General features: G+C 41.7%; 17 protein-coding genes. 11 read left to right on the top strand and 6 right to left on the bottom strand.

Annotated features, from left to right (window positions below):
* Window positions 1–98: 98 nt before the first annotated feature.
* Complete coding sequence (locus tag H7844_02390) at window positions 99–269, bottom strand: type II toxin-antitoxin system HicB family antitoxin (protein ID MEO5356129.1); 171 nt, start codon at window positions 267–269, stop codon at window positions 99–101.
* A gap of 139 nt (window positions 270–408) precedes the next feature.
* Here H7844_02390 and gspE point away from each other — a divergent pair, with 139 nt between their 5' ends.
* From gspE to ccsB, 10 genes are all read left to right on the top strand, one after another.
* A complete protein-coding gene (gspE, locus tag H7844_02385) occupies window positions 409–1923 on the top strand; it encodes a type II secretion system ATPase GspE (GenBank protein ID MEO5356128.1) in 1515 nt (504 codons plus the stop codon).
* On the top strand, window positions 1910–3082 hold the full coding sequence (locus H7844_02380; protein ID MEO5356127.1) for a type II secretion system F family protein: 1173 nt from the start codon (window positions 1910–1912) through the stop codon (window positions 3080–3082). The genes gspE and H7844_02380 overlap by 14 nt, the downstream gene beginning before the upstream one ends.
* 18 nt (window positions 3083–3100) lie before the next feature.
* Complete coding sequence (gspG, locus tag H7844_02375; GenBank protein ID MEO5356126.1) at window positions 3101–3541, top strand: type II secretion system major pseudopilin GspG; 441 nt, start codon at window positions 3101–3103, stop codon at window positions 3539–3541.
* Complete coding sequence (locus tag H7844_02370) at window positions 3486–3995, top strand: prepilin-type N-terminal cleavage/methylation domain-containing protein (protein ID MEO5356125.1); 510 nt, start codon at window positions 3486–3488, stop codon at window positions 3993–3995. The genes gspG and H7844_02370 overlap by 56 nt, the downstream gene beginning before the upstream one ends.
* A 191-nt stretch (window positions 3996–4186) precedes the next feature.
* A complete protein-coding gene (locus H7844_02365) occupies window positions 4187–4492 on the top strand; it encodes a hypothetical protein (GenBank protein ID MEO5356124.1) in 306 nt (101 codons plus the stop codon).
* A 333-nt stretch (window positions 4493–4825) separates the two neighbouring features.
* Window positions 4826–5200 carry a hypothetical protein gene (locus H7844_02360; GenBank protein ID MEO5356123.1) on the top strand — a complete coding sequence of 125 codons (375 nt, stop codon included), beginning with the start codon at window positions 4826–4828 and terminating at the stop codon, window positions 5198–5200.
* A gap of 191 nt (window positions 5201–5391) precedes the next feature.
* Window positions 5392–5904: a Uma2 family endonuclease gene (locus tag H7844_02355; protein ID MEO5356122.1), complete on the top strand. Its 513-nt coding sequence runs from the start codon at window positions 5392–5394 to the stop codon at window positions 5902–5904.
* Between the two features lie 462 nt (window positions 5905–6366).
* Window positions 6367–6570 carry a hypothetical protein gene (locus H7844_02350; protein MEO5356121.1) on the top strand — a complete coding sequence of 68 codons (204 nt, stop codon included), beginning with the start codon at window positions 6367–6369 and terminating at the stop codon, window positions 6568–6570.
* A gap of 27 nt (window positions 6571–6597) precedes the next feature.
* Window positions 6598–8028 (top strand): cytochrome c biogenesis protein ResB, encoded by a 1431-nt coding sequence (locus H7844_02345; protein ID MEO5356120.1) that lies wholly within the window; start codon window positions 6598–6600, stop codon window positions 8026–8028.
* Between the two features lie 34 nt (window positions 8029–8062).
* Complete coding sequence (gene ccsB, locus H7844_02340) at window positions 8063–9136, top strand: c-type cytochrome biogenesis protein CcsB (protein ID MEO5356119.1); 1074 nt, start codon at window positions 8063–8065, stop codon at window positions 9134–9136.
* 66 nt (window positions 9137–9202) lie between these two features.
* On the opposite strand, the gene cas6 is transcribed toward ccsB, so the two are convergent.
* The 5 genes from cas6 to H7844_02315 form a co-directional block, all read right to left on the bottom strand.
* Window positions 9203–9958 (bottom strand): CRISPR-associated endoribonuclease Cas6, encoded by a 756-nt coding sequence (gene cas6 / locus H7844_02335; protein ID MEO5356118.1) that lies wholly within the window; start codon window positions 9956–9958, stop codon window positions 9203–9205.
* Between the two features lie 352 nt (window positions 9959–10310).
* Window positions 10311–11984, bottom strand: a complete 1674-nt coding sequence (locus H7844_02330) for a glycosyltransferase family 39 protein (GenBank protein MEO5356117.1) — start codon at window positions 11982–11984, stop codon at window positions 10311–10313.
* Between the two features lie 283 nt (window positions 11985–12267).
* A complete protein-coding gene (locus H7844_02325) occupies window positions 12268–12981 on the bottom strand; it encodes a DUF1641 domain-containing protein (GenBank protein MEO5356116.1) in 714 nt (237 codons plus the stop codon).
* 10 nt (window positions 12982–12991) lie between these two features.
* Window positions 12992–14149 (bottom strand): NAD(P)/FAD-dependent oxidoreductase, encoded by a 1158-nt coding sequence (locus tag H7844_02320; GenBank protein ID MEO5356115.1) that lies wholly within the window; start codon window positions 14147–14149, stop codon window positions 12992–12994.
* Between the two features lie 137 nt (window positions 14150–14286).
* Window positions 14287–15792, bottom strand: a complete 1506-nt coding sequence (locus H7844_02315) for a glycosyltransferase family 2 protein (GenBank protein ID MEO5356114.1) — start codon at window positions 15790–15792, stop codon at window positions 14287–14289.
* Window positions 15793–16051: 259 nt separating this feature from the next.
* Here H7844_02315 and H7844_02310 point away from each other — a divergent pair, with 259 nt between their 5' ends.
* Window positions 16052–16960 (top strand): glycosyltransferase, encoded by a 909-nt coding sequence (locus H7844_02310; GenBank protein ID MEO5356113.1) that lies wholly within the window; start codon window positions 16052–16054, stop codon window positions 16958–16960.
* The last annotated feature ends 12 nt before the right edge of the window (window positions 16961–16972 follow it).

The following is a 16972-nucleotide window of genomic DNA, read 5'->3' as shown; positions in this document are numbered from 1 at the left end:
ATCATAGTGTTCAGGGTTATTAAGTTTAAACCACAGATGAAAAAATATAAGTACGAAACCTCGCAAGATTTTAAAGCCGGACAATTGCCCATATCAGGCTAAGACAACACTACTGCCAAATAACCTGTTAAAGCCTCTTTTGCATTGAAAAGGGCTTCCTCTATCGTCTCACCATCAGTAATACATCCTTTAAGATCGGGGAATTCTACAATATAGTCGTTATCCCCCTCTATATAAGTAACAATAGCAGGGTATTGTAGTCTTTTCATAAAAATACCCCCTGTTTCACAAACATATTTTACAATATTTATGCTGTATTGTCAACAATTCATCTTTCGTTTAGATTTTCTCATGAGGCAATTCGACTCCTTGACTTTTCTTTACCTGCAACCGTTACAATAGGAGCACATGATAACACCGGATACAGCACAAGAGGCAGCCTTTGACCTTAGCCTCATAAAACACATACCACTTACCTATGCTAAGACCAACATGGTGTTACCGGTTAAGAGAGACCTCTCAGTCCTTATGGGCTACATCAGCGATATGCAGGGAGCTTTTGCGCTCAGCGAAATCGCAAAATCTCTGGCTCTAAAAGCGGAGCCGGTAATGATAACTCCTGAAAAACTGCTTAATCTGATAAACCGCATCTACGGCATGGCAGGGAGTGCTGAGGAGGTCATGGACAACATGACAGAGGGCGACTTTGACACCGTGGCTACTGAGTTTGAATCCCCCAAAGACATCGTAGAACTTACCGAAGACGCTCCGATTATCAGGCTTCTTAACGCCTTGCTCAGACAGGCGGTTAAGGAAAACGCCTCAGACATTCATATCGAGCCTTATGAAAAAGACCTGCAGGTACGAATGCGTATTGACGGAGTGTTAAGGAAAATCCTCATGCCTCCTAAAATAATTCAGGACGCCCTCATAAGCAGAGTTAAGATAATGGCCAACATGGACATAGCACAGCGGCGGCTTCCACAGGACGGCAGAATCCGCCTTCTTATCAGCGGCAAGGATATAGACGTCAGGGTCTCCATTATCCCATCAGTGTTTGGAGAGCGCGCAGTGCTCAGGATTTTGGACAGAAAACAGGGACTCATGGGGCTTAGCGCACTTGGACTCGATGATGTGACAAAGGGAAAATTAGAAAATCTTCTTGCCCGCCCGCATGGGATTTTTCTTGTTACCGGCCCAACCGGAAGCGGAAAGACCACTACGCTCTATGCCGCATTAAACCATATCTACACTGAGGAAAAAAACATTATAACCATAGAGGACCCTGTAGAGTACCAGATACGTGGGATGGCTCAGATTGGTGTAAACCCGCGCATAGGGTTAACATTTGCAAACGGCCTACGCTCTGTATTAAGACACGACCCGGATGTTATAATGGTCGGGGAAATCAGGGATTATGATACTGCCGAGATTGCGGTGCAGGCATCCCTGACCGGACACCTTGTACTAAGCACTCTGCATACAAATGACGCCGCTTCCTCTGTTACCAGACTTATTGACATGGGTGTGGAGCCGTTTCTTATTGCCTCATCGCTCTGCGGAGTGCTTGCACAGAGGCTTATAAGGGTAATATGCCCTGAGTGTAAGGAGCGGTATGAAGCTACGGAACCTCAGCGGAGCTACTTTAACTTTCCGGTGGAAACTCTTTTTAAAGGCAGAGGGTGTACAAAATGTAATAATACCGGATATGCAGGCCGGATAGGAATTTTTGAGCTTTTTATTATAGATCAGGGTGTGTTACCGTTGATAAATTCAAATACCGATTCCACGGCAATCAGAAACTATGCGCTGGAGAGCGGGATGAAAACACTGAGACAAGATGGGCTTATGAAGGCCGCAGTCGGCCGGACATCTTTACAAGAAGTACTGCGGGTGACTCAGAGAGACGATGCCGGTATTTAAGTACAGGGGATACAACTCAGAGGGCAGGCGCCACTCCGGCACAATTGAGGCGGATGGAATAAGTGAGGCCATACGGCTTCTTAAGATAAAAGATATCTATCCTGAAAAAGTAATCCCAGAGGACGGAGCAGCCCGCACCTTTACGCTGTCCTTTACAAGTGATGCAAGCGCACTAAAGACAATAACCGCTCATTTGGCCGTGTTGGTTTCCTCCGGTGTTGCAATTGTTGATGCCGTGGATACGCTTTCAGAAAGGCGTGGAGGGAAACTCCGCTCAATGCTTGTGTCAATAAAGGAACGCCTCCTGGCCGGGGCGGCTCTGTCGCGTGCGATGGAGGATTACCCCAACTTTTTCCCTGATTTTTACATAAGCATGATAAGTGCCGGTGAGGCAGGGGGTTGCCTTGACAGCGTGCTTAATGAATTAGCCGATTTTCTTGAAAGCAAGGATGAGATGGATTCCGCCGTTAAATCCGCCGCCATATACCCTGCGATTATGCTAACGGTGGGGACTTTTGTGTTAACCTTTGTTTTCGTATTCGTGGTGCCGAAACTTGTAAAAATATTTGAAGACTCCGACAAGGTGCTTCCATTGATTACGGTAATTTTAATAATGCTCAGTAATTTCTTAAAACACTACCTATGGGCTTTGGTTCTTGGAATTATATGTTTAACTTATATCGTAAAGCATTACATTAAAAGGCACGCATCAGAGGTTGGGAGGATACTTACCAAAATACCGGTATTGAACTCACTGTATGTATCGAGATTTCTAAAGACAACCGGCTCATTACTTAAAAACGGGGTTCCGATGTTAAAGACACTGAGGCTTGCGTCCAAAACTGTTGGAAATGCCTTTTATGAAAATCAGATTCTTGATGCCGAAAGGGCTGTCTCGGAGGGGCTTTCTCTGTCGTCATCATTGATGGACTTTCCGCCTTTGGTGAAAGAGATAATTCTAACCGGGGAACGCTCGGGGTCTCTTTCAGATATGCTCTTACGGGCGGCTCAGACGTATGAAAAGGAGTTTAAGACCGGCACAAAGCGTCTGTTGTCGGCCATTGAGCCTGTCATCATACTTGTTATGGGAGCCATTGTTGGGTTTATAGTTTTTGCTGTGCTCTTACCGGTATTTGAGCTTAACCAGTTGATTAAATAAAGGGGGGTGACAAGCAAGTTGAAACAAAATAAAGAAATTGCCGGTTTTACATTACTTGAGGTAATAGTGGTGGTTTTTATATTAAGCATGTTAGCAGCCCTTGTTGCTCCAAAAATCATAGGACGCACAGATGATGCCAAAATAGCGGAGGCAAAGATTCAGATAAGAAACTTTGAGACGGCACTGAAGCTCTATAAACTGGACACCGGATTTTTTCCGACAACGGATCAGGGCCTTGAGGCATTGGTTACAAAACCCGCTATCGGTCAGGTGCTGCAAAATTACAGGGAGGGCGGCTATCTGGAAAACAAGAAGATTCCCCCCGACCCGTGGGGCAGGGCCTACGTGTATGTCTCCCCGGGAGCCCACGGCGATTACGATATTGTCTGCTACGGAGCGGACGGTGTACAGGGCGGCGAGGGTATCAATAAAGATATTGAAAGCTGGAATATTCAATAACAGCCACAGGGGAGTAACGCTTCTTGAGCTTATAGTTGTACTTTTTATTATCTCGGTTATGATTGCGCTTTCGTATCCATCCTTTAGCAAGCTTACAGCTACACCGTCAATTGAGGCAAAGCGGCTTGCTTCCGTCATAACATATCTTAATGATACATCGTCAAACAGGCGGGAAACCTACACACTGGCGATTGATCTGAAGAAAAAAGATTTAAGTTGGCAAACGCATGAGGGAAAAAAGCAGATGGCAAGTAAGTTTTTAGATAGCGTGCTTTTGTCCTCAAAGGGAGAGGTCAAAGAGGGACAGTTGCAGGTATTTTTTGACAGAGAGGGACTTACCGAGCTCTTTGCCGCATACTTTATAAGTGGTGAGAAGGCTGTTACGCTTATATACAATCCTTTTAGCAGAAAGATTACAATACAACAGGGTAGGGTGGATTTGATAAAAAAGTAGGTTTTGTGTAAGAAATCAAAGGAGAGTTAAGCAAAAAAAAAGGCTCTGTTAAGTAGGTTGGGGGGCATTACAGGGGTCAGTATATTGGGTTCTACATTTGTGTTTAAGATTGTTGACTAAACATACAGCGCTTTGCTAATCTAATCCTAGGTGGAGGAATTATTATTGATGTTAGTGGAGGTGAAACAGGCATGGCAACAGCGATAGACACGTTAAAGATATACGAACGGCTTAAGAATGCAGATCTCAGTGATAAAGCTGCTAAGGAAATCGCAGAGGTTGTTAGGGAAGCTACAGGGTCTTCTTCTGAGGAGACAAAGCAAGAGTTAACAAAAGAGTTTGCTACTAAAGCTGATTTGCTTTTAGTTGAAGCGAGGCTTTCCGGTAAAATAGAGGCGCAGATAGCAGACACAAAAGCCGAACTTCTTAAGTGGATGTTTATTTTCTGGGCAAGCCAAATAGGAATTATAGTTGCTCTGATTAAGTTTTTGAAATAATGGGGGCATTACAAACCCGCCCTTGAGATACTATAGCGAATCGGTGTTTTTATTGTGACCCGAAATCCGATATAGAAAATTGAGTTCCCTGCTATAAGGGATTTTCGAGCAAAAATTTTTAGGTTACAATTGTGCCTTCTTAGTACTTCTTGAGCGCTTGTATCTTCTCTCAAAAAATTAGTCGCTATGGCATGATGAAAATATGGCTCTTTTTCATACAAATAAGTTTGCTTATTGATCAATAGAATTGCTGCCCCCGGTAGATAATGATTTTCCGGGGGTGGTGAAAAAATTTTAAACATTTTTCCCAGACTATTACAAAAGAATAAACCTATGTATAAAATAACTATTGTAATACCAACCCTCAACGAGGAGGCAACTGTTGGTGATGTTATATTTGATGAGTTTTTTCGTCTTATGGGAAGTTCCGTTATAACAGCATGTATCAATTGGCGGTTTAATATAAGAATAAGCGATTCACAAAATGGGTTTAGAGCAATCAGAACCTCTGTTGCAAGGATAGTGGATCTTCGTGAGGACATTACCACAATAGAACAAGAAATGATAATAAAAACTTTTAGAAATGGTTTTATACTTACTAAAATCCCATCTCACGAACATAAACGCAAAGCTGGTTATTCAAAGATAAAGATATCGAAAGTGTGGTTTAGGTATGGTTATTCTTTGTTTAAATATTTGTTTTTGTGAAGTGGCTACTACTTATTATGGGAGTAGGTGATGTTATAATATATCAGGTAGTTAAACTGATACCGAGGAATATTTGAGACTTTATAGGGGCAAGGATAGGTCATGTATGTGATCCTTTTGATATTTGTTCTGACATATGGGTTTAAAATTCCACCATCGACAAACCCATACCTCTATTGATATAATAGTTTATGCAGACAATCGAAAGAGATTTAGACTTAACAGAAATAATAAATGGGGTGGAGGTTGTGGGTCCAAGTCCGTTTGGGAGACATCAGGATATTGTTTTTAACTTAGCATATAGTATGCGTCATTATATAGAAAAGCATGATTTAGGGAAATTATCCATATCTCCACTTGACGTAATTTTTGAGGAAGGGATTAATCGCCTTCAACCTGATATCATATTTATTAGGAAAGAGAATATGAGTATCTTTCAGGACTGGATAAGAGGTGTACCAGATATGGTTTGTGAAATCATATCTACTGGCACCTTTAAAAAAGATACGGAAGTAAAGAAGACGATTTATGAAAAATACAAGGTGCCGGAATACTGGATAGTTCTACCTGAGTTTTTAACTGTCGAGATTTTTACCATAGAAAACGATAAATACAAATTACATTCTATTGCAGAAATTGAAGGCACAGTTACATCTAAAGTGATTGAAGGGTTGCAAGTTGATATTAAAGATATTTTTGAGTAATTTCTTCGATAAAAAAACTTTCCTCACACTTTTTTTGATATCTACAACCACAAAGTGTCTTTTCGCAAGCGTGCGTGAGGGGAAAATATTTGCTACGGTAAAATTATTTATATATGCCAAGGCAGCGATAGATTCCTTGAAGTTCCAAGGCATCCACAGACATGGGTTTTCACACAGTTGCTCCATCTTACAACACCTTAATAATTATTAGCAAATCTCATAATTATTCAAATAAGAAATCATTCATCACACCCTTGACGAAAGCATTGCCGCCTGTGTTTACTTTTGACTGCAGCTTGGTATGGTCGCTGAAATTGTACACATATACAATATTTCCCTTTAATTCTACATCTTTACTTTTTTTCTTATCTTTATGTTGGATTTCGGGTTGATTTACAAAATCAACTGATTTCTGTTAATTTATATACCATGCTAAATAATGTGATAGCGGCGGCGATATTAATGGTCTTTGCGTTTGTGGTTAATTTGCCTTTTGGTTATCGCAGAGCAAGGGAGACTAAGAGATCCCCAAAGTGGTTTATATTTATTCATATACCGATACCTTTTGTGGTGCTGATGCGGTATTATCTACACATGGACTTACGGTATCTGCCGCTTTCCCTTGTTGCCTCTATAGCAGGGCAGTATGTTGGTGGTAAGCTGTGATAACTATTATCCGGAGGTTTTATTAAGGTGGAAGAGATTAGCAAAAAAGGCGGTTCTGTAATTGATAAAGTCTGGAAAGTATTCACATCGGTTAAACTCGCCGCCGTCCTGATTCTGACCATAGCCATTACCTCTATAGCTGGTACGGTAATTGAGCAGCAGGCCGAGCCGGAAAAAAATATCAAACTGTTTGTTAAAATTTTCGGTTCCAAACTGGCACCCTCAGTTTATGAAGCAGCTAATTCCATAGGCCTTATGGACATGTACCACTCTGTGTGGTTTACCGGGCTTTTAATTCTTTTCTCTGCAAATCTTCTGATCTGCTCAATAGACAGACTGCCAAAAATATCTCGCCTCGTTAATGAACCCCTTAAACCACTGGATGATTCCTCCTTTACAAAATTCACAATTAATAAGCAATACCAACTACAGGGCAGTGTAAAGGACACTACAGCCGATGTATTAAATATAGTGAAGTCTCTGGGGTTTAATCCCACAGAGCACAAAAGCGACGAGGGAATTCAGTACTATGCACAGAGGTGGGGCTTTAGCAGATATGCCGTGTATGTGGTTCATATCAGCATCGTGTTGATATTGCTTGGTGCTGTGGCCGGTATAAAATTTGGGTTTAGCGGTTACCTGCCGCTGCCCGAGGGTGAGTCATCCTCAGTTGCCTACACAAGAGAAGACAAAAAGGAACATCCACTGGGCTTTACTATCAGATGTGACGATTTTACCGTAAACTTTTACGGCGATACGGATACGCCTAAGGAGTACATGAGCTGGCTTTCGATACTCGAAAACGGTAAAGAAGTTCTAAGCCGCTCTATAGAGGTAAACACTCCTCTTAAATACAAGGGGTACACATTTTATCAGGCCAGTTATGGACCACTTGAGGATAAAGAAGGCCTCCTTATTTTTAAAATAACACCTATGGGTGGTAAAACCGAAATGGTATCATTACACGCAGGGGAATCCTTTAGTATTGCCGGCACAGGGATTGAAGGTAAAGCTGCATATTTCTCGCCTGCACTGGCTTTTGACAAGGAAACGAAAGAGCCCTTTACTTACACAAAGATGATGAATAATCCGGCAGTGTATATAGAATTTAGAAAAGACGGTAAAGACTTATATGAAGGCTGGGTGGCTAAACGCTATCCAAAAACGTGGAACCTGCCGGAGGGGCACAAGGTGGAACTTGTTGATTACTGGGGCTATCAATATACCGGGTTGCAGGTGAGAAAAGACCCCGGTGTGTGGGTAGTTTATCTCGGATGTTTAACAATGTTGTTTGGCCTTTACGGGGCCTTTTTCTTGAGCCACAAAAAAATATGGGTATTAGTTAAAGACAACAGGAATCGCACACAAGTTATGGTAGCGGCGACGTCTAATAAAAATCGCATTTCTTTTGAGAGTGATGTGGAAAGAGCATTTGGAATGCTCGCAGGGCTGAAATGAAAAGAGTGAAAATACTAATGGGAGGAGGCGGTTGATGGCAAGTCCGCAGTTTTTCGGCATAGCTGAGGTTGGCTATTTTGTAGCGATGATGGTATATATCGGGCATTTTGTGTTTCGGAGTGCATTTTCAGGGAAAATTGCCACTGTCATAACCTCTGTTTCATTTCTTTCACAGACGGCGGCAATTCTGCTGCGGTGGTATGAGTCTTATCAAATGGGTATAGGCAGAGCGCCTCTTACAAATTTGTATGAATCACTGGAGTTTTTTGTCTGGTGTCTGATTTTGGGCTATCTGATAATTGAGTATAAATACAAAACCAAAACTTTCGGCGCCTTTGTAACACCTATCGCAGGGTTGGCTCTTGGGTTTATAGACTTAACCGGAATGAGGACAACAATTGAGCCACTTGTACCGGCTCTTCAGAGTAATTGGCTTTTAGCGCATGTTACGATGAGCTTTATATCCTACTCGGCATTTGGCCTGTCCTTTGCCGCCGCTATGATGTATCTGATAATGAAGACGGAGGAGCGCAAGGGGTCGGCATATTGGTTTTGGACAGTTATAGGCGGCATTTTTGTAGCTTTACTTGTTGCCATGTTTATTGACTACCTCAATTATCATATACTGCAAATCACACCGGCAGGTGAAAGGAGTAATATTTTGGGCTCAACCTTCAGAAACACATCCTCCGCTGTGAGAGTGTTTAGTTATCTGGCCACAGCCGGCTTTATTGCCTTTGTTTGGCGCTATGGCGGCACATTGAAGCGCACACTCAGTCACTTTAAGATATCTCCTGAGCTTCTTGATGAGTTAAACTATAAGGTGATAGCTCTGGGGTTTCCGATTTTTACGCTGGGGGGGTTGATATTTGGTGCAGTGTGGGCGGACCAGGCCTGGGGAGTGTACTGGAGCTGGGACCCGAAAGAAACATGGTCGCTGATAACATGGCTTGCATACGCTTTTTACCTTCACGCCCGTTTTATAAAGGGCTGGCGCGGTATAAAAACAGCCGTTGTGTCCTCTGTGGCATTTATAATCGTTATATTTACGTATCTGGGAGTTAATATATTTCTATCCGGACTTCACAGCTACGGCGAGATGCCATAGGTTTTTTTGACCTGGTTTGTCGTGAAATGGACAAATCCGATATGGCATTAGCTATAACCGGCCACTCTAAATCTCTTTAACCATTCCAAAGCCCATGTGGCAGTAATCGCCAAAACCCGTGTCGTATCCAAACTTCAGCAGCTCAGGCTCTGCTGAGACCTTAAATGGTGCAAGATATCCCACTATTTCCGTTCGCTCGTATTTTACTTTTTTCTGAATTCTGCCCCTTTTTCTTTCCATATAATCGGAGTCGAATTCAAAATTAAAATTATTGTCATTGCTTATTTTCATGCCGGTAAATTTTCTGTATTTATCTGTCAAACTATCTTTAATTTTTTGAATAAACCCCATATCTTCAAATTTCAAAAAGAATCCATCGGAATTCATTTCATCTAAACCCTCCGTGGTAACTGTGATAGGTGACAGAGATGTGAACTTCATTTCAGAGCCAAAGGGGGGCATTTGCACCTCATCTATGCTCATAAGCTCAAAACATACACCATTAACACTAATTTTTTTTCTGTTTTTCATATATGCCGAAAAATCGTTGAGAAATTCCTTCACAGGAGATGAAACAAACCACTGCGCATTCCCTCTGTTAAAACTTATCCTGTAACCTCTGACCTTATATGAATCAAAAAATAATTTTGAAAAAGTAAAGAGTTTAAATTTCCGCTTCTCTTGACAACCGGCTGTTAATTTGCCCTCGTAGCACTTTGCGTCCGGCTTACTCAGAAAATCACTAAACCACGACTGCATAAGGTGGTTATAATCTATCGACAAGGTACCAACAGGATGGTTAAAAACAAAATTTAATCTCATAAGCTTCCCCTGATATTCAAAATTGGTATTGTTCTCCATAAGCAGGGTAGCAAATTCCATGCCAAACAAAACGAAACCGGCAAGTGTTAGATATTGAAGGATAGTTTAACGTTTACGGTTCAATCTTGTGGAACATTATACCTACATGTGTGGTTATTTAGCCATACATGTGTGGCAATATCGCCATAGTTGTGTGGTTAAAAGTCCATGTTTTCGCTTTCATTAAAGATTGACAGACCTTTCTTTAGCGGGTTGCATTTATTTGTCTAATGAGTTAGAATTGGAATAAATGCAATATCGGCAGCGTTTTGTTTACTATTAGAGACACCTGATTGCTTAGGTTGAGATTGAACTAAGGAAAATGATACACATAAATACTGTGTCCGATTATGGCAACCGGCGTTAAACTCTCCAGCATTCCAAGGGATTCTTTACTTAGTTTGATTGAAGTGATATTGACGGCAAAATACACCTCCGGATAACCATGTCCCATATAGAGTTGCTGTTTTGGCGGCGGTTTAAAAATTTTGCCCTCATCGTAATAATCCACAGGGGTCCCAATCCATGTCTGTACAATCATCTTATCAATTTTGTTTTTCTGAGCCCATATGTAGAGCCGCTTAAGATTTTGCCCCCAATCAAGATTAGAATCCAGCAGATGTTTATAACCATTGGCAGGACCGCCTGCAATAACATTGAAATATGCAAGATAATAAGGATAGACGCTGATTATACTAAGTAGTTGTAACACAACGGCTAAATGCCACAGCCGGAACTTTAACCAAAAATGTTGATAAGATAAAACTAAAACCGAAAAAAGAGTTAAAGTAGCAATCATCGGCTGTATGTGGCGAATGCCGATGTTTAAGCTTGAGGTGAAGGTTGTTGACAAATAAAGCACCGAATACAATAGCAACATTATCTCAAGCGGCTGTGTCTTGTGATTGCGCCATCTAAAAAACAGCAGGCCTGAGGCAAATAAAATCAAAAGTATAGGGGTTTCTTTATATAGCAGAGCAATGAGAAAGTAATACCACCAGCCCTTATCATATCTGATCTCTCCGTTAAGATACTGAGGTGGATGCCCCCCTCCCGCTCCCAGTTGAGTCCGCTCCGTTATATGTTTTAAGCCGGTTTTATATAGTACCACCGGTCTAAAAAACACATTTGTCTGCCATGACGGCTCTGTTGCCTGCTTGTCATTTGTAATAACAAAATTTAGCTGCATTGGATTTATTGCCCAACCAACTCCAAAATAAACCAGATATAACATCAACACCGGCACAATAAAAATCAGCGCAAAAGTGCGCTTTGCATTAAACATTTGTTTAAAACGGTTAAACATCAGAAATGCTAAAATAAGAAAATACACGGCAAGTCCTGAAAATTTGCTTAAGAGTGCTCCACCCAAAAACACAGCCGTAAGCCATATATAAATTCGCTGTTGTCTTTCCAGAAAAACCCCAAAAGATACCAGTGAAAGCACCGTAAAGACGGTAATCCCTGCATCAGTTGTAATATAACGGGCATGTGCCAGAAAGTTTGGTTCAAAAGCAATGAAAAATACGCCTAAGCAGGCAAATACCGGAGAGATTATCTGCTTTAGGAGTAAACCAAGGACAAACAGGAAAAAAGCATGAAATAATATGAGTGCAACACGTCCGGAAAGTAATACAGTGTCAAAGTTGCTTTTATTGAGGTCAAAAAATCTGTATCCCTCCTTCCACTCATCAGCAGGTGTGTTGGAGACTAAATCGGACTTATAATTAACTTTCTGAAAAAGCATCGGCACTGCGGCAATCATTTTAAGCATTGGCGGATGCTCTAAATTTAAGATAAAATTCTGTTCCTTTAGAGCTGCATAACCAGATGGAATATGCGCCGTCTCATCATTAACAAGATTGTCATCCTTGACGCTAAACACACCAATACAAACAAATGTCACACACAAAACAAACAGTGTAAGGATGAAACGAATATTTCGTGTATCATTAAAAAACTCTGAATTTAGCTTCTTAAACCTCATTGCTTAGTAACTATATCATTTCTGTTATGCTGCAAACAAGAACACCAGTCTCAGGGAATCGGGCGCTCCTGAAGAACTCTCTCCAAGTGCTTGGTATTAGAGGATAATTTATTTCATCTCAGGCATGGTAATATGCCCTTCTTTTCTCCCCTCACTTGACGGGAGAGGCTCTTGGAGGGTGATTATAAAAAATCGTACCCCTTGCCCTAGCCCTCTCCCGTAAGGGCGGAGGTAACATTCCCCAACGGAAGGCTGGATCGTTCTATGCGGTTATTTTAAATTGTTACCTTGTTTTAGGTTTAAGAGACTCTCCGCTTGCCTCAATGGTTTCAAGCATACACTGGGGCATATTCCTTGCAAAGGTGGTCATTAGTATGAACCCTTTCTGAACCTCCGGGTCCTTTAGTGCACTAAAGATATTCATCATACCGGGTTTGAGGGGTTTTTCCATAAGTTGTTGCATGGTGCGGACAGCGCATTTTTCCATACCCTTCATCATAACTTCTGTTTCTTTGGCATATGCCGCCTCAAGTGTGAAGTCCAAGCCGCCGTCTCTGTCAAACTTATTTAAGAAATCAAGAAGTTTAACGAACGATGGCATACATTCACCTGTTTTAATAAGCACCTCAAGGGTTTCGTCCCTTTCAAATGCCATCCTAAGTGAATTAACAGACGGTGTGATCTCTTTCATGATAGTGTTGACAGCCGGCATTAAATCCTCAAAAAACCCTTTAAATGCCTTCATTGCATCAAGCATCATAATGAAAGTTGGAATGCTGTCGCCTACTTTTTTAAGCAGTTCGATTGTTTCATCCCTTTCGTAGCGGACTCTGAGAGCATTTAGGGTATCCCCAATCTCCTTGGTGATTTTCTCCATAGCAGGCATCATATCAGCATACATTCCTTCCATTATGCTAAGCCTGTTGTGTATATCATTAACTTGCGCGGCCATCTTCTCTGTACTGCTTAAGCTTACTTCCGTGTTTTTCTTTACCATAGCGCGCTCCTTACACTAAGCCGTTAAGCATGAGGTTCCAGTAAAGAGGCCTGAGCATGTGTACCTTGAGTACCCAGTTGGAGTAGCTTTCTAAGGCAGGTGAAATGGATTCATCGTAGTTAAAATGTGCAAACATAACCCTCTTGTATTTAGTAAGCATCGGGCATATGATCTCTCCGTCGTACTTTACGTCGGATACCTCACCATTTATGTTTGCCTTGAGGCGCTCCACGAGCACCTTCGCCTGCTTTCTAATACCCGAGGCGGTCTTGGATGTCGGGAAATCGGTTGCATCTCCAATACCGTAAATATTAGCAAACTTTTTGCTTACCATCAGATTTTTATCACAGCTTACCCATCCAGCTGCATCCCCTACGTTTTCAGAGTTCTCGATTACAAACTCGCCGCCATGAGGTGGGGTTATGGACAGAAGGTCAAATTTAACCTCTTTTCCGCCGAAATCCTTCAGCACTCCCTTGTTGTGGTCAACTTCAGACGGTGTAAAGTTCGGGACGGTCTCAATACCCCTTGTTGCAAATATGGAGTTTAACTTCGAGGCATACGGCTCCCTGCTGAAAACCGCAGGCATCGGGGTTGTAAAGACAAATTTAAACTTGTTTCTGAGTCCTTTAAGCCTCATCGTATCCTCAGCCATCATGATAAACTTCATAGGGGCGGCAGGACATTTTATCGGCATCTCACTTATGGTTGATACTATTGTGCCACCGTCCATATCTTTAAGCTTATCCCTGAGACTTATCGCTCCGTTGAGGTTATAGAAGGTAAACACATTTTTGTTTGCCTCCAAACTCTCTTTTAAACCCTCGGTCTCATCTAAAATTAATTTTGCTCCGGTTGCTATTACCAGATAGTCGTAGTACAGCTCACCGCTTTTCCCTGTTATTACCTTGTTATTTCCTGCATCAATCTTTGTAGCCTCATCATGCACCAGTGTTATGCCCTCAAAAAATAAATCTTTTACAGGCCTAATTAAATTCCTTGGCTCATCAAGGCCAAAAACGACCAGAGTAAATGCCGGCTGGTAGAAATGCTTTTCACTACGCTCAATTACCACAATTTCTACGTCATCAGGACTGAATTCCCTTCTCATGCGGTTTGAAAACATTACACCACCGCTTCCACCACCAATGACCACTATTCTCTTCATGAGTGACAAGCCTCCTTACTTTAAAAACCGTTTATAAAAGGTGCTCCTCATACCTGTCAGCAGGCAGAGTACTATCTTGACTGGCTATAGGCTAAACAAATTTATTCATAAATGTCAATAACAAAAGATTAATTATTTCAGAAACTCTCATATAAAAAGTATAAGTCAGAGCTAAAGTGAGGGTCCCCTTTTTGAAGCACCGCTTTCCATTTATTTGTAAAAATATCAGATTCATTTTTAAGCCGCAGTTTCTTGCCGGCAGTGATATCGTATCCCCTGCTTACAGACTCATAGTGGCGGAGTTCACTTTCGGGGCTCCAGATTGTCTCAAACCCTGCGGCATTTAGGCGTAAACACAGGTCAACGTCATTGTAAGCAAGGGGAAGGCTTTCATCAAAACCCCCGATATGGTCAAACAGCTCTCTGCGAAGCATAAGACAAGCCCCGGTTACGGCAGATACGTTTCGCACAGCTTGAAGTGCATACAGGTATCCGTCACTTCTACCGTCTGCACCCTGAAAAGGGTCCCCTGCAACACCCCCAAATCCCAGCACTAAACCACCGTGTTGAATTGTGCCGTCAGGGTAGTACAGTTTTGCCCCTACCGCTGCGGTTCCGGTTTTCAGAGCATGACAGAGCATTTTTTCCATCCACTGAGGCGTTATTACCTCCGTGTCGTTATTCAGAAAAATTAAAACGTCCCCGGAGGACTCGGCAACAGCCCGGTTATTTACCCGTGAATAGTTAAACTTGCCGGGTATCGTTATTATTTTTATATTTTCTTTTTTTTTTAGGTTGTCATAGAGCAGAAATGTTTGATTTGTAACACTGCCGTTTTCGGCTATTACTATTTCAAAGTTTCTATAAGTGCTTTTTGAAAGAATTGAGTCTGTACATTTTTTCAGCACAGAGCTGTTGTCCTTATTTGGTATTATGATTGAGATTAGCGGGGTTGATTTCAATATATAATTAACACTGTATATACCGGAGGGGTTTTGCTTCTGAAGACTAAAACCGGTATCGGTACCGCTTTTGATATAAGAGGTTAAAACCTCATCGCAGCCGCCTGAAAACTCAATTGCCCTTTCATCTTCTCTCTCGACACTTACGTGAAAGAGCACCCTTGAGATACAGTGGCTCCGTCCTTTCATTTTACACACATGAAGAGACACCTCAAGGCTTAGACAATTGACGGAGGAAATAGAAAGCCCGCTGATAAACTCCCTTCTTACCACCCAAACGTCTCCCACATAGTTGAGGCGGTAAAGGGTTTCTGAGGCCGGAGAGGGTTTAAACACAGGGCAAAACCGCCTGTTTTTGCGGCGGCTGATGTAATCATGGTTGGAATATATAAAGTCAACATCAGGGATTTCATTTATAATGCAAATATACTCATCCAGGGCAAAAGGCTCCATCACACAGTCTTTTCCGATATATAAAATATAATCCACGGAGAGACAACGGGTATTTATCGTATCCACAACAAGAGCTTCCGCCACAACATAAATATTGCAGTTTGGCTGTCTCAGTGAGGTGATTGAGTCATTAATGCCGGAGCTGTCAGAAACCACGATTATGGCAAAGGACGGGTTATGTTTGAAATCACATGATTTTTGGGTGGTGGCGTGTGGTTCATTAAGCAAAATCCAACGCTGATAGTCCTTCCTTTTTATGAAAAATCCATGATTTTTTCTGAACAATTTTCTTTTTAAAGGTTTAAGAACTCTGCTATAGACAGCTTGTTTTATCTTATGTAAAAGTCCTATTTGATACCTGCCTGAAATAAAGAGTTGACACAGCCCTCTGATGTTGACAAAAGATCAGGGGTAACTTATAATCAATACAGGAATTATAACAGATTATGAAATCAAAAATGTATCACAAATAGCCGGCAGCCGGAAGATGGACAGTCCAAAAATAAGTGTTGTGATGCCCGCCTACAACCATGAGCTTTTTGTGGCTGAAGCAATAGAGAGTGTGTTGATGCAGAGTTTTAGTGATTTTGAGTTTATAATAATAAACGACGGTTCGCAGGACGGCACTGCTGATATTATAAAGCAATATACAGATAGCCGTATAGTGTGCTATTATCAGGAAAATGCCGGTTCTCACGCTGCAATAAACAAAGGATTAAGTCTTGCAAAGGGCGATTATGTTTCGATAATTAACTCTGATGATTTGTACCGTTGTAACAGGCTTGAGGTTCTTTATAATAAGGCCGTAAACGACAAGCTTGACTTTCTTGTGACAGATTTAACCCTGATAGACAGAAACTCCGATGCCATTACCGATACCGGCCATATATGGATAAAATGGTACGAAGGGCTCAAAGACGTTTACAGAAAAACACCGTCTCCGCTTATGGCAATACTAGCCGGTAACTATACAATAAGCACGTCCAACTTTTTTTTTCGAAGGAGCATTATAGGAAAAATAGGCTACCTGAGCAGCCTGAAATATACTCTTGATTACGAATACGCCATAAGGGCGATGGAATTTAACGAAAAGGGTTTCTTTTTTTTAGTTGATACCCCCTTGTTTTTTTACCGCTTGCATGGGGACAACACGATACTCAAGGACCCTGTCGCAGCCCATCTTGAGGCTTACACTCTGGTAGCCGATGCGCTTAAGCATACCTATGGGGCGGACATAGCCCCTGCAATTGATCATCTCACTGAAATGACCCTTGCAATAAAAACCCTTTGCGAGGGACATATGGGATTTTCTGTAAAAAGATATATTAAAAAATATATAAAACCGGGCACCACCCTGTTCAAACTGGCCAAGGCCATTTCCGCTGTCACAGGGTAATGAGCAGCAATC

It is taken from the genome of Nitrospirae bacterium YQR-1, assembly GCA_039908095.1.
GTDB lineage: Bacteria > Nitrospirota > Thermodesulfovibrionia > Thermodesulfovibrionales > Magnetobacteriaceae > Magnetomonas.
This window is presented reverse-complemented; position numbering and strand designations above follow the sequence as displayed.

What these genes read in the sequence shown, in the direction of transcription:
- H7844_02390 (MEO5356129.1), bottom strand. Translation starts at nt 269, where the DNA reads ATGAAAAGACTACAATACCCTGCTATTGTTACTTATATAGAGGGGGAT.
- gspE (MEO5356128.1), top strand. Translation starts at nt 409, where the DNA reads ATGATAACACCGGATACAGCACAAGAGGCAGCCTTTGACCTTAGCCTC.
- H7844_02380 (MEO5356127.1), top strand. Translation starts at nt 1,910, where the DNA reads ATGCCGGTATTTAAGTACAGGGGATACAACTCAGAGGGCAGGCGCCAC.
- H7844_02365 (MEO5356124.1), top strand. Translation starts at nt 4,187, where the DNA reads ATGGCAACAGCGATAGACACGTTAAAGATATACGAACGGCTTAAGAAT.
- H7844_02360 (MEO5356123.1), top strand. Translation starts at nt 4,826, where the DNA reads ATGTATAAAATAACTATTGTAATACCAACCCTCAACGAGGAGGCAACT.
- H7844_02355 (MEO5356122.1), top strand. Translation starts at nt 5,392, where the DNA reads ATGCAGACAATCGAAAGAGATTTAGACTTAACAGAAATAATAAATGGG.
- H7844_02350 (MEO5356121.1), top strand. Translation starts at nt 6,367, where the DNA reads ATGGTCTTTGCGTTTGTGGTTAATTTGCCTTTTGGTTATCGCAGAGCA.
- ccsB (MEO5356119.1), top strand. Translation starts at nt 8,063, where the DNA reads ATGGCAAGTCCGCAGTTTTTCGGCATAGCTGAGGTTGGCTATTTTGTA.
- cas6 (MEO5356118.1), bottom strand. Translation starts at nt 9,958, where the DNA reads ATGAGATTAAATTTTGTTTTTAACCATCCTGTTGGTACCTTGTCGATA.
- H7844_02330 (MEO5356117.1), bottom strand. Translation starts at nt 11,984, where the DNA reads ATGAGGTTTAAGAAGCTAAATTCAGAGTTTTTTAATGATACACGAAAT.
- H7844_02325 (MEO5356116.1), bottom strand. Translation starts at nt 12,981, where the DNA reads ATGGTAAAGAAAAACACGGAAGTAAGCTTAAGCAGTACAGAGAAGATG.
- H7844_02320 (MEO5356115.1), bottom strand. Translation starts at nt 14,149, where the DNA reads ATGAAGAGAATAGTGGTCATTGGTGGTGGAAGCGGTGGTGTAATGTTT.
- H7844_02310 (MEO5356113.1), top strand. Translation starts at nt 16,052, where the DNA reads ATGGACAGTCCAAAAATAAGTGTTGTGATGCCCGCCTACAACCATGAG.